Origin of the sequence: Shewanella sp. ISTPL2, assembly GCF_013283205.1 — a bacterium.
Taxonomy (GTDB): domain Bacteria; phylum Pseudomonadota; class Gammaproteobacteria; order Enterobacterales; family Shewanellaceae; genus Shewanella; species Shewanella oncorhynchi.
The window spans coordinates 3922674-3934604 of sequence record NZ_JAAPAV010000001.1 but is presented as its reverse complement, the minus strand read 5'-3'; the positions used below and the strand labels follow the sequence as shown (position 1 = coordinate 3934604).

The 11931-nt window shown below is 46.9% G+C and carries 10 protein-coding genes; 1 reads left to right on the top strand and 9 read right to left on the bottom strand.

Annotation, left to right across the window (positions count from 1 at the left end):
* Positions 1 to 9: 9 nt before the first annotated feature.
* The 6 genes from carA to HUB64_RS17285 all read right to left on the bottom strand — a co-directional run bounded on the left by carA (position 10) and on the right by HUB64_RS17285 (position 6072).
* Positions 10 to 1170 carry a glutamine-hydrolyzing carbamoyl-phosphate synthase small subunit gene (carA, locus tag HUB64_RS17310; RefSeq protein WP_113941188.1) on the bottom strand — a complete coding sequence of 387 codons (1161 nt, stop codon included), beginning with the start codon at positions 1168 to 1170 and terminating at the stop codon, positions 10 to 12.
* 168 nt (positions 1171 to 1338) lie between these two features.
* On the bottom strand, positions 1339 to 2151 hold the full coding sequence (dapB, locus tag HUB64_RS17305; RefSeq protein ID WP_105251661.1) for a 4-hydroxy-tetrahydrodipicolinate reductase: 813 nt from the start codon (positions 2149 to 2151) through the stop codon (positions 1339 to 1341).
* 71 nt (positions 2152 to 2222) lie between these two features.
* Positions 2223 to 2840, bottom strand: coding sequence for an FKBP-type peptidyl-prolyl cis-trans isomerase (locus HUB64_RS17300; protein ID WP_006083907.1), 618 nt, complete (start codon positions 2838 to 2840; stop codon positions 2223 to 2225).
* A 219-nt stretch (positions 2841 to 3059) separates the two neighbouring features.
* On the bottom strand, positions 3060 to 3869 hold the full coding sequence (locus tag HUB64_RS17295; protein ID WP_173497476.1) for a M48 family metallopeptidase: 810 nt from the start codon (positions 3867 to 3869) through the stop codon (positions 3060 to 3062).
* Positions 3870 to 4018: 149 nt separating this feature from the next.
* A complete protein-coding gene (locus HUB64_RS17290; protein WP_173497475.1) occupies positions 4019 to 4603 on the bottom strand; it encodes a GNAT family N-acetyltransferase in 585 nt (194 codons plus the stop codon).
* Positions 4604 to 4740: 137 nt separating this feature from the next.
* Positions 4741 to 6072, bottom strand: a complete 1332-nt coding sequence (locus tag HUB64_RS17285; protein WP_173497474.1) for a DEAD/DEAH box helicase — start codon at positions 6070 to 6072, stop codon at positions 4741 to 4743.
* 528 nt (positions 6073 to 6600) lie between these two features.
* On the opposite strand from HUB64_RS17285, the gene HUB64_RS17280 reads away from it, so the two are divergent.
* The gene (locus tag HUB64_RS17280) at positions 6601 to 6879 is read left to right on the top strand and encodes a hypothetical protein (protein ID WP_028759454.1); all 279 of its coding nucleotides are present in this window, start codon (positions 6601 to 6603) and stop codon (positions 6877 to 6879) included.
* 512 nt (positions 6880 to 7391) lie between these two features.
* Here the strand turns inward: HUB64_RS17280 and HUB64_RS17275 are convergent.
* The 3 genes from HUB64_RS17275 to dnaK form a co-directional block, all read right to left on the bottom strand.
* Positions 7392 to 7976: a DUF5677 domain-containing protein gene (locus HUB64_RS17275; protein ID WP_173497473.1), complete on the bottom strand. Its 585-nt coding sequence runs from the start codon at positions 7974 to 7976 to the stop codon at positions 7392 to 7394.
* Between the two features lie 518 nt (positions 7977 to 8494).
* Positions 8495 to 9631 carry a molecular chaperone DnaJ gene (gene dnaJ, locus HUB64_RS17270; RefSeq protein ID WP_113941183.1) on the bottom strand — a complete coding sequence of 379 codons (1137 nt, stop codon included), beginning with the start codon at positions 9629 to 9631 and terminating at the stop codon, positions 8495 to 8497.
* A gap of 110 nt (positions 9632 to 9741) precedes the next feature.
* Positions 9742 to 11661 (bottom strand): molecular chaperone DnaK, encoded by a 1920-nt coding sequence (dnaK, locus tag HUB64_RS17265; RefSeq protein ID WP_105251655.1) that lies wholly within the window; start codon positions 11659 to 11661, stop codon positions 9742 to 9744.
* Positions 11662 to 11931: the final 270 nt, after the last annotated feature.

The window sequence follows — 11931 nt, the reverse complement described above, 5'->3', positions numbered from 1 at the left end:
GCTAGCGTACTACTTGGCGTTCTGACGGTATATGTCGATTAGCTCGATAAAGTGATCGAACAGCGGGGCGGCATCGTTCGGGCCAGGGCTCGCTTCAGGGTGACCTTGGAAGCTGAACGCGGGCTTGTCCGTCAGATGGATACCTTGGAGTGAACCATCAAACAGCGACTTATGCGTCACCTTAATGTTGGCGGGTAAGGTCGTTTCATCGGCAGCAAAACCGTGGTTTTGGCTGGTGATCATCACGTTACCTTTCTCGATATTGCTCACTGGGTGGTTTGCACCGTGGTGACCAAACTTCATCTTCAAAGTTTTTGCACCTGAGGCCAGCGCGAGTAGCTGATGACCTAAACAAATACCGAAAATCGGCGTGTCGGTTTTCAGAATTTGTTGAATCGCTTCAATCGCGTAATCGCATGGCTCTGGATCGCCAGGGCCGTTCGAAAGGAACACACCATCGGGATTCATCGCTAACACTTCGGCAGCTGAAGTTTTAGCAGGCACTACGGTGACGTCACAACCGCGGTCCACTAACATGCGCAGAATGTTTTGCTTAACGCCGTAGTCGTAGGCTACTACTTTGTATTTAAGCTCATTTGCTGGCGTATCTTCTGGTAAGCCGCCCACTAAACGCCAGCTACCTTTACGCCATGGATAGGCAGTTTTAGTCGTGACTTCTTTAGCGAGATCCATGCCTTTTAAACCGGGGAAAGCTTTGGCAGCGGCGAGCGCTTTTGCTTCGTCTAAGTCTGCACCTGCCATAATACAACCGGCTTGAGCACCTTTTTCACGGAGAATACGAGTTAACTTGCGGGTATCGATATCTGCTATGCCAACGACATTGTTCGCTTTGAGATAATCACTTAAGCTTTGTTGATTACGGAAACTACTTGCGATGAGCGGAAGATCACGAATGATAAGACCACAAGCGTGAACCCCATCGGATTCAATATCTTCATCATTGGTACCAGTGTTGCCTATGTGTGGGTAGGTTAATGTTACAATCTGGCGTGAGTAGGATGGATCAGTTAAAATTTCTTGGTATCCTGTCATGGAAGTGTTAAAAACAACTTCACCAACAGAGAGACCATCGGCACCAATTGCTGTGCCAGAGAATACAGTTCCATCTTCGAGTACGAGTAAGGCAGACTTTGTCAACGCGACCTCCATAAAGAGCCAAGCCACTGAAATATAATGTTTTTATGTTATGTTAAGATACCAATTTCCGCTAATTTACGAAATTTTGACAAATTCCAGCGAGTTTACAGTAAAAACGCGAAACCGTCCACCCACTGGTAACTGGGTGCAAAAAAAAACGCCATATCGGCGTTTTTAATATTAATGCAAACCTAAAACCTGCTGCATATCATACAAGCCCGGCTTTTGCTCCACGAGCCAGTGAGCGGCACGCATAGCACCATTAGCAAAGGTCATACGACTCGAAGCTTTATGGGTGATCTCTAAACGCTCACCGATATCGGCAAACATAGCCGTGTGTTCACCAACTAAATCACCAGCACGAATAGTCGCAAAACCGATAGTTTCACGGTCACGTTCACCCGTGATCCCTTCACGGCCATATACGGCACATTTTTCAAGATCGCGACCTAAAGTCTTAGCAATCACTTCACCCATTTTCAGGGCTGTGCCCGACGGCGCATCTTTTTTGTGTCTGTGGTGGCCTTCGATAATTTCGATATCCGTGTAATCACCCATGACTTCGGCAGCCAGTTCGAGTAATTTCCACATCAAATTGACACCCACAGACATATTCGGCGCCATCACGACCGGCGTTTGCTCGGCAAAGGCATTGATCTGTTCTTTTTGAGCATGATTGAAACCGGTTGTGCCAATCACCATTGCTTTCTTATGGCGAACACACCAATCTAAATGGACAATACTGGCGTCTGGCGCGGTGAAATCGATCAACACATCAAAATCATCGGTCGCATAATCGAGCGAATCCATGATCATGACGTTTAATTTACCCACACCAGCTAACTCACCCGCATCCACACCCACTAAACTTGAGCCTGCACGCTCAATGGCGGCACCCAGTAAAATATGGTCGTGATTGTAGGCCGCTTCAATAAGAGTGCGTCCCATACGACCACCGGCACCGACGATTGCCACTCTCACTTGTCCACTCATTTCAATCTCCTCAATCTTTCTTTGTATTCCATAAGAAAACGCCTAAGACAGGCTTAGGCGTTTTTTCAATATTAGATGATATCTAATAATTCAACTTCGAATACCAAAGTTGAATAAGGAGGAATCGATGCCCCCGCGCCGCGCTCACCGTAAGCTAAGTGATGTGGCACAAATAATTTCAACTTAGTGCCTACTGGCATCAGTTGCAGTGCTTCAGTCCAGCCAGCGATAACGCCAGAAACGGGGAACTCAGCAGGTTGGCCACGAACTACAGAGCTGTCGAACACATCACCATTGATGAAAGAACCATGGTAGTGAGTACGAACAGTATCTTCGTAAGTTGGAGTAGCACCGTCACCTTGGACTAATACTTCGAACTGCAGACCAGAGTCAGTCACAGTCACGCCATCACGCTTAGCATTTTCAGCTAAGAAGGCATCGCCTTCAGCAGACGCAGCAGCAGCAGCTTGCTCTTGAGCAGCTTGAATACGACCGCTAATTTCAGTGAAAGCAACTTGCAGATCTTGCATAGACACAGCACTTTCTAAACCGGCAAACGCATCGGCTAAACCCGCTTGAACGGCTGGAATATCCACGCCATCAAAAGAATTGGCGGCCAGTTGCTCACCCATTTGACGGCCTACACCGTAGCTTGCTTGCTGTTCAACAGTACTGAATTTATCAGACATAATTAACGACTCTCAATTATCAGTGGAATTTTGCGCGCCAGTTTACCATAGTTCAGCGAGCTATGCTGATAAACTGACTGCTTATTTAACTAAGGAGGCTTTTTTACACACTTATTGCGTATTTATCCAAAAGCATAAATAGGTTAAGGATACGTATCTCTGCGCAAACGACAGCGAACACTCACCAAACGGGCACTTAGATCTTAAATAGACTTCAGCTTATTTCGGCGCCACACATTGATTCTTCACATGCGCTTTAGCACTGGCATAAAGTGGCTGCATCTGTGCTTGCAATTGTTGTAGCTGAGCAATGCGATTACTGTTCGATGGATGGGTCGATAATAACTCCGGCCCTTGGCTACCGCCCACCTTCGACATATTCTGCCATAACTCAACACTCTGAGCCGGATTGAAACCCGCTCGAGCCATTAACTCTACGCCCATGATATCGGCTTCGCTCTCTTGGGCGCGACCAAAAGGCAGAATAACCCCCACCTGAGCACCGAGTCCTAACGCCGACATATATAAGTCGCGATTCGACACACCACTCGCCCCTAGCGCCGCATCGGCAATCTGCATTCCAACGCCCGTTAGCTGCCCACGGGAAACCTGCTCGTTACCATGTTGCGCCAACACATGCGCGACTTCGTGACCGAGCACAGTGGCAAGCTGATCTGGCCCCTTAGCAACCTTTAGCAATCCGGTATAAACCCCAATATGCCCACCCGGCAGAGCAAAAGCGTTGACTTGTTCTGAGTCAAACAAAACCACATCCCAGCGCTGGGTTTGGTCCGGCAGCACTGCAGTAATACGATTAGCGACACAATTGACGTATTGCGTCAGCTTTTTATCACTACTCACTTTTTGCTGTTTTTTCATTTCCTCGAAGGAGGAATCGCCCATCTGCTGCATTTGCGCCGCTGAATACAACAAGGTCTGCCCTCGCCCCGTTGGCGATTGCGTGGTCGCACAGGCCGATAATCCGAGCGCGACCGCCATCCCCACTAAGCCTAAACGCATTGATTTCATGTGGCACTCCTTAAATCCCATGACGGGCGTGAAGATCTTTGAGCCAACACGGGCTCAACTAATGGAAAGATTTTACTGAGATAGACAAGATAAGCCAAATAGAGAAACACTGGCGGCGCGCGTTAGCGATACTTTGCACCTAAAGGGAATTAATACTCCTCCTTTAACAAGGCATAGACGAACTCATCGCCCCACGCGCCTTTAAAGAAGATGTTTTTCACATAATGGGCTTCGCGCCTAAAGCGGAGTTTTTCGAGTAAGCGACAGCAGGCAAGATTTTGTGCATCGGTGATGGCAATAACTCTATGCTTATGCAATTCAATAAAGAGGTAATCCAGCAATGCGCTGACGGCCTCAAAAGCAACATGTTTACCTTGATGTTCAGGCGCAATCGTAAAGCCAATTTCCACCTGCTGCTCATCAATAAAGTGCAGCGCCAGATCGCCAACTAATTGGGTCGGTCTTGTTCCCAACGCGCCAGTAACAATCGCAAGCTGAAACCAAGTATCAACCGCACCAAATTGTGCATAATCCATCTTCTCGAACAACGCGAGTGCATCGCTATAGCTGTAATCCGTCCAGCTTTGATATTTAGCGACCTTAGGGTCGGCTCGATAGGCGGTAAAAGCCTCAAGATCCGCTCGCTGGAATGGCCTAAGAACAAAGTGCTCAGTCGTTAAACCGTTATTCACCACTTTATGAAGTGCTTTGCTTAACGCCAATGTCGATCCCATGACTTAGCTCCTTAATGTAAATAAGTCACTAAGTTACACCCAGAGCGAAAGTGATAACAGCGGCCAATGCGCTTTATTCTGTTATCAGTTTAGTGATTGAGGCACGCCAAGCTTGAACGCTATGAATAGCTTCAAACTCAGCGCTTACCTTTAAACTCTTTAGCGCTGTGCTTATTGATGCTACGGCGATTCGCCTGTTTATCACGCGGTGGTCGCTTACGCTCAACTTTGCCCTCAGTGGCGTCATCAGTGATTTTTTCACTCGGCTTATCCGTTACAGGAAAGTCAGCCAATAATGCCAGCGGTAACTCCCGCGCGGTTAAACTGCGGATCGCCGTTAAGGTCGCCATTTCACCGTGGCACACGAGGGAAATCGCCAGCCCTTTTTCGCCAGCGCGGGCGGTGCGGCCAATGCGGTGCACGTATACAGGCGCACTCATGGGCAAATCCAAATTGATGACGACAGGCAAGGCATCAACATGAATGCCGCGCGCCATCAAATCTGTCGCCACTAATACTTGGATACGATTGGCTTTAAAGTCGGCCAAGGTTTGGCTGCGAACGGTTTGCTCTTTTTCACCGTGCAGCGCGGCAACTTTCATCCCCGCTTTAGCGAGCCGTTTAGCGACGGCATCGGCATCATCGCGGGCGCTGATAAACACCAACACCTGCGGCCATTGATACTGTTTTAACAGAGCAATCAATGCCTGTGCTTTGCTGCCCTTGTTGACTAAATAGAGCTGCTCTTCGATTTCACCAGCCACTGAATTCACCTTGTGAGCTTCGACCCGTAGCGGCTTATTCACCAGTAGCTTGCCCGCCAATGTATCCAAAGCCTCGGGCAAGGTGGCAGAAAACAACAAGATTTGCTTAAGCTTAGGCATAAACGCCATCAGCTTTTGCACATCGGGCCAAAACCCCATTTCCAACAGGCGGTCAGCCTCATCCAGCACAAGATGTTTTATCGAATCGAGGCTGACGTGGGCCTGTTTACATAAGTCCAGTAAACGTCCTGGGGTTGCCACTAACACCTGCGGCTTGGCTGCAAGTTCGGCTAATTGGTCTTCCAGCGCGACTCCACCACACAGAAGCTGAATGTTCAACGAAGTCGATAACTGACTCGCCACTGTTTGCAGCGCCTCAGTCACTTGCAGCGCTAATTCCCGTGTAGGCACCAGCACTAACGCCAGTGCATTTGGAGGCTGTACAGACTTAGCGCCCTGCAACTGTGTTTGCTGTTGCAACAAAATTTGTTGTAGGAGTGGCAAACCAAAAGCTAAGGTTTTCCCGCTACCAGTTTGTGCTAAGGCTAACAAATCCCGTCCTGCAAGAATGGCCGGAATCGTGAGTTGCTGCACCTTTGTCGGATGTTTAAGACTTGCAGGCAAGGCCTTAAGTAACGCCGAATTTAAGCCAAGCTCAGCAAAAGTTAACGACTCGGGGGAAGAAGAAAGCTCGGGAAAGATCATCACAGCACCGGATCAAAACATGGGAGCGAAAGTTTACTGAGAGTTGCCTTTGAATACCAATGTTGTTTCGGCTTTTACGCAAGCCTTGGCACAGTTTGCAACGCTAGTGTTTGCAACGATACAGCTACGGCATTTACGTTACGCCACTAAGAAAGTCTAGTTTGAAACTTCGTTTGAATTTCTAAACCAAAGGTCAAATCAATAGCCGACCTAAAGAGAATCACCTGCAATCCCCTCTTGGTTCTCCCCTGCCGACAAGGTCCTTGTCTAACGGCCAGTTCGCAGGAATAGGTGAATGCCTGTCACTTCGGTGTTCATGGTTTATCTTAAAAGAGACTCTAGCCGCATCTTTCTTATGTGCGCAAAGTTAACGCTGGTGATGGGATGGTAGATTTTAATCCCACAGCTTTCGTGAGCGCTTATGGTAGAATCCCGCCCAATCAGCTTTATGAATGTGCAACACAACTCATTTGTTTAACTGAGCGTAGTGGAACACTACCGTGATTAACTAAATGAGGAGAACAGATTATGAGTAAGTTAAATGCCGAAGAACGTAAAGCCCGCGATAACGCCCGTTTTTCACAACGCGTCGATGAACGCCGCACAAAAGGCGAAGACGTCGTCGCCTACGTACTGGGCAACAAGCTCGCGTTTAAGTTTCTGACTAAACCAGAGAGACACGAATTTAAACAAAGAGAAGCCGCACTTGAAGAAGAAGCCAAACTTAAAAAGCAGCAAGCGTTTCAGCTTAAAACCGAGCAAGAGTTAGAAAAAGTCGAAGCCGCATTTACTGTTCCAGAAGAGTAACCTCTCAAAAGAGCCATTGATCATCATTGATGGCTCACGCATACCCCATTTCCAAACTTCGTTTGGATTTTTAAATCAAAATCAACGTCGTGGGGCTTCACCCCACACCCGACCAAGGAGGACTGCTCGTCCTATCCTCCTTGGATGCTCCCTTGACGAACAACCTCCATGTCTAACTGCCAGTTCGCCATCCCTAGCTCTCGTTCGAAACGCTGCTACGCAGCACTCACCCTAGCGAAGTTACATGCATTGATTACTGGCCTTGGTCTTATGGATAAATTGCTATCGCTTCCGAAGGCAACGTCCATGTACCTACGAAAGCTAGCTCGCCATCCATGGCGAGGCTCACGCAATTTATTCCAACGCCCCGCGGCAACTTCGCAGGGGAAGGTGAACTCCTGTAGTTGTAGTGTTAACCATTAATCCCAAAAGAGATCTGCCAGTCCCATCTTTTTTAACTTTAAAAGTTAAGTTTCATTATGGTGCGATGAAATATTTACAGCCTAACGATCTCAAAATGGTTGGTTATCAAGTAGATCTTCTAAAAGTAAAAGTGCATCTTTATCTTCGGATAACTCAATCAACTGAGAAAGTACATAAGAGGAGAATAAGACGACTATTTTCATCAATTCAAAAACTTCTGAATAGCTAATATTGGATGTAATAATATTTCCACCTATTTGCCGATGAGCTAGCTCACGACCTCCATGAGTAAAATCATGCATATTTTCTCTCATAATTTCCCAAAGCTTAGATAGTAATTTGGGGTTATCAGATTGAGCCTCAATTAACTGAATAGCATTCCAAGGCGATGGCCACCCATCTTTTGAATTCATTACTTTTAGGCTTTGCTCTTCTGAAGCACAGTTACGCAACCAAACCGCACGAAAAGTATTTTCAAAGAGTGGTCTTAGCAAGGCTGAAGAAGACGCTAGATTTTGCTGCTGAACTAACACTTGTATAGCATCACAGTGATTCATAGAGGTGTATAACATGGAGCTAATAAATTTATTTTTATCTGTAGCTAGTACTCCTAATTTTTCTGCTATAAGCCAAGCATTATCCACATGCTCACGAGCTTTAAATATGCAATCCATTTTGACCTCTGCTAACGATTTTAACTACAGACCTACTCTATTAAAGTAATATCTACAAAAAATGGTTCATAGAAATATTCGGCTCACCTAAAATCTTAAATGGCAACTACAAATTTCTATGAAACTACAGCTGAAACTCACTTTAACGGCAAAAGGATACACCATCCCCTCGGAGTTGCCGCAGGGCGAATAGACAAATTGCGTGAGTCTTGCCATGGATGGCAAGCTAGCTTTCGCAGGTGCAGGGACGCATCCTTCGGAAGCGATAGCAAATTTGACAATGAGCACAAGGGGCTTTCAACTCCGTTAGGGGCGTCATGGAGCATCCAAGGAGGATAGGACGAGCAGTCCTCCTTGGTCGGGTGTGGGGTGAAGCCCCACGACTTTGACTTTTCTTTTAAAAAGAATCGAAACCTCAAACTAGATTCGTGACATAAAAAAGCCCTGCAAGGTTAACCATTGCAGGGCTTTATTCATCTAGTGCGCCGCTAACATAACAGCAGCGCCATCAAACCAAGTTAGCTATTCAGATCTTGAAAGAACTTTTTCACGCCATCGAAAAAGCCCTCAGCCTTTGGGCTGTGTTTTTTCGACTCACCTGTTAAGGTGGCTTCAAATTCGCGTAACAGTTCTTTTTGACGATCGTTTAAGTTAACTGGGGTTTCCATAACCACTTTGCAGAGCAAGTCGCCTACCGCATGGCTGCGAACCGACTTGACGCCTTTGCCACGTAAACGGAACATACGGCCCGTTTGCGTTTCGGCTGGGATCTTCAGGCTGACTTTACCATCCAGTGTTGGCACTTCAATCTCACCGCCTAGGGCCGCTTTACTGAAGGATATCGGCACTTCGCAGTAAAGGTTGTTGCCATCACGGACAAAAATCGCATGCTCACGCACGCTGACCTGAACGTATAAATCCCCTGGAGGCGCGCCAAACTCACCCGCTTCGCCTTCACCCGCTAAACGAATACGGTCACCCGTATCAACGCCTGCTGGGATCTTAACCGATAAGGTTTTGCTCTTTTCAACACGGCCATCGCCATGACACTTAGTGCAAGGATCTTTGATGATCTTGCCGCGGCCATGACAGGTTGGACAAGGCTGTTGCACCGCAAAGAAACCTTGGCGCATTTGGACTTGGCCTTGACCATGACAGGTGCCACAAGTGGTTGCAGAGGTGCCTTTTTTAGCGCCGCTGCCTTCACATAGATCGCAAGTCGCCAGTGTTGGGATACGCAGTTCTTTGGTTAAGCCTTTAACGGCTTCTTCCAGTGATAACTCTAGGTTGTAACGTAAATCTGAGCCGCGGGCCGCTTGGCGTTGACCACCACCACGACGTCCACCGCCGAAAATATCGCCAAAGACATCACCGAAAATATCACCGAAATCGCCTTGACCACCACCGTAACCACCGCCACCGCGATTAGGATCCACACCCGCATGACCAAATTGGTCATAGGCCGCTTTTTTGTCGGCGTCGGTTAGGATCTCGTAGGCTTCTTTAATTTCTTTAAAGTTAGCTTCTGCGGTTTTGTCGCCTGGGTTGCGATCTGGGTGAAATTTCATGGCCAGACGTTTGTAGGCCTTTTTAATTTCACGTTCGCTGGTGTCACGACTGACACCTAATACTTCGTAATAATCTCGCTTTGACATAATCTCATGCTTCTCAGCTGGTGTTGAACAAACGGGCGTTAGGGTTGCCCCGTAACGCCCGCCTAGAAATTAACGCTTTGAAATCAATCTATTTGATTGAAAACAAGTCATTATTTCTTGTCGTCTTTCACTTCTTCGAATTCAGCATCGACAACGTCATCGGCAGCAGCGTTAGCCTGTTTGCCCGCGTCGGCATTGTCGCCGCCTTGAGCTTGAGACTTAGCTTGAGCGATTTCCATCAGCTTAGCAGATGCTTCGATCAAGTTTTGAGTTGCCTTTTCAATGGCTTCTTTGTCATTGCCTTTGCTGGCAGTGTCAACAGCGGCCATAGCAGCTTGGATTTTCTCTTTATCTTCGCTTGGCAATGCATCACCCGCTTCTTCCACTTGTTTCTTAGTCGCGTGGACTAAGCCGTCAGCTTGGTTGCGTGCTTGCACTAACTCTTCAAACTTCTTGTCTTCATCTGCGTGAGCTTCGGCATCACGTACCATTTGTGCCACTTCTTCTTCGCTTAAGCCAGAAGAGGCTTTGATGGTGATGTTTTGTTTCTTGCCGGTTTTCTTGTCTGTCGCAGACACATGCAGAATACCGTCGGCATCGATGTCGAACATCACTTCAATTTGTGGCTGGCCACGTGGAGCTGGCTCAATACCGTCTAAGTTGAACTGGCCTAATGACTTGTTCGCGCTCGCTTGCTTACGCTCACCTTGCAGTACGTGAATCGTCACTGCGTTTTGGTTGTCATCGGCTGTTGAGAACACTTGCTGCGCCTTAGTAGGAATAGTGGTGTTCTTTTCAATCAACTTAGTCATCACGCTGCCCATGGTTTCGATACCAAGAGACAGTGGTGTTACGTCTAACAGTAATACGTCTTTCACGTCGCCTGACAGTACGCCCGCTTGAATTGCAGCACCTACGGCTACCGCTTCGTCTGGGTTCACGTCTTTACGAGGTTCTTTGCCGAAGAAGTTTGTCACTGCTTCTTGAACCTTAGGCATACGTGTTTGACCACCCACTAGAATCACTTCGTTGATGTCTGTTACAGATAAATCTGCATCAGCCAGGGCAACTTTTAGTGGCTCTAATGTACGGATAATCAAGTCTTCAACCAGCGATTCCAATTTAGCACGAGTGATTTTAATCACTAAATGCTTAGGACCTGTTGCGTCTGCCGTGATGTATGGCAGGTTCACTTCAGTGTGGTTGGTGCTTGAAAGTTCAATTTTCGCTTTTTCTGCTGCTTCTTTCAGACGTTGCATTGCTAATGGATCTTTACGCAGATCTAAGCCTTGCTCTTTCTTGAATTCGTCAGCTAAGTAGTTGATCAAACGGTTGTCAAAGTCTTCACCACCTAAGTGGGTGTCACCGTTGGTTGCCAACACTTCAAATGTTTGGTCGCCATCGTTGCTGTCGATTTCGATGATAGAGATATCGAATGTACCACCACCTAAATCGTATACTGCAACAATGTTGTCGCCTTGTTTCTTATCGATACCGTAGGCTAATGCTGCAGCCGTTGGTTCGTTGATAATACGTTTAACATCAAGACCTGCGATACGACCCGCATCTTTAGTCGCTTGACGTTGTGAATCGTTAAAGTAAGCAGGAACAGTAATAACCGCTTCTGTTACTTCTTCACCTAAAAAGTCTTCTGCGGTTTTCTTCATCTTTTTCAAGATTTCTGCAGAAACTTGTGGTGGAGCCATCTTGTTGCCACGCGATTCAACCCATGCATCACCGTTGTCGGCTGCAATGATTTTGAATGGCATGATGTTCACGTCACGTTGGACTTCGTCATCTTTAAAGCGACGACCAATCAAACGCTTAATCGCGAAGAATGTGTTAGTCGGGTTAGTCACAGCTTGACGTTTTGCTGGCGAACCGACAATGGTTTCATCATCTGTATAAGCGATGATTGACGGGGTTGTGCGATCGCCTTCAGCGTTTTCTAACACACGTGCTTTGCCACCATCGAGGACAGCTACACAAGAGTTTGTTGTGCCTAAGTCGATACCAATAATTTTACCCATGAGGTCCTCCGAAAAATTTCATTCAATCTAAATTTGTTTAGTTGGTTTTGATATGGGGCTAGACGGTTTAAATATCAAGTCCATCGTTGGCCACCTTCTCTGCCTTGATACCTATATTGGGACAGGGAATTTAATTACAAGGGCGAACAAAAAAATTTTCTGATTTATCTTTCTCGCATCTACAGCGGGATAAAATATCCAATCACATAAAATAGTCTTGCTTATCAACCAAAGCTGTTATTCAATCTGCCCACATTTGGCGGATGTTTA

What these genes read in the sequence shown, in the direction of transcription:
- HUB64_RS17275 (WP_173497473.1), bottom strand. Translation starts at nt 7,976, where the DNA reads ATGGATTGCATATTTAAAGCTCGTGAGCATGTGGATAATGCTTGGCTT.
- dapB (WP_105251661.1), bottom strand. Translation starts at nt 2,151, where the DNA reads ATGAGTGGACAAGTGAGAGTGGCAATCGTCGGTGCCGGTGGTCGTATG.
- HUB64_RS17285 (WP_173497474.1), bottom strand. Translation starts at nt 6,072, where the DNA reads ATGATCTTTCCCGAGCTTTCTTCTTCCCCCGAGTCGTTAACTTTTGCT.
- carA (WP_113941188.1), bottom strand. Translation starts at nt 1,170, where the DNA reads ATGGAGGTCGCGTTGACAAAGTCTGCCTTACTCGTACTCGAAGATGGA.
- HUB64_RS17295 (WP_173497476.1), bottom strand. Translation starts at nt 3,869, where the DNA reads ATGAAATCAATGCGTTTAGGCTTAGTGGGGATGGCGGTCGCGCTCGGA.
- dnaJ (WP_113941183.1), bottom strand. Translation starts at nt 9,631, where the DNA reads ATGTCAAAGCGAGATTATTACGAAGTATTAGGTGTCAGTCGTGACACC.
- HUB64_RS17280 (WP_028759454.1), top strand. Translation starts at nt 6,601, where the DNA reads ATGAGTAAGTTAAATGCCGAAGAACGTAAAGCCCGCGATAACGCCCGT.
- dnaK (WP_105251655.1), bottom strand. Translation starts at nt 11,661, where the DNA reads ATGGGTAAAATTATTGGTATCGACTTAGGCACAACAAACTCTTGTGTA.
- HUB64_RS17290 (WP_173497475.1), bottom strand. Translation starts at nt 4,603, where the DNA reads ATGGGATCGACATTGGCGTTAAGCAAAGCACTTCATAAAGTGGTGAAT.
- HUB64_RS17300 (WP_006083907.1), bottom strand. Translation starts at nt 2,840, where the DNA reads ATGTCTGATAAATTCAGTACTGTTGAACAGCAAGCAAGCTACGGTGTA.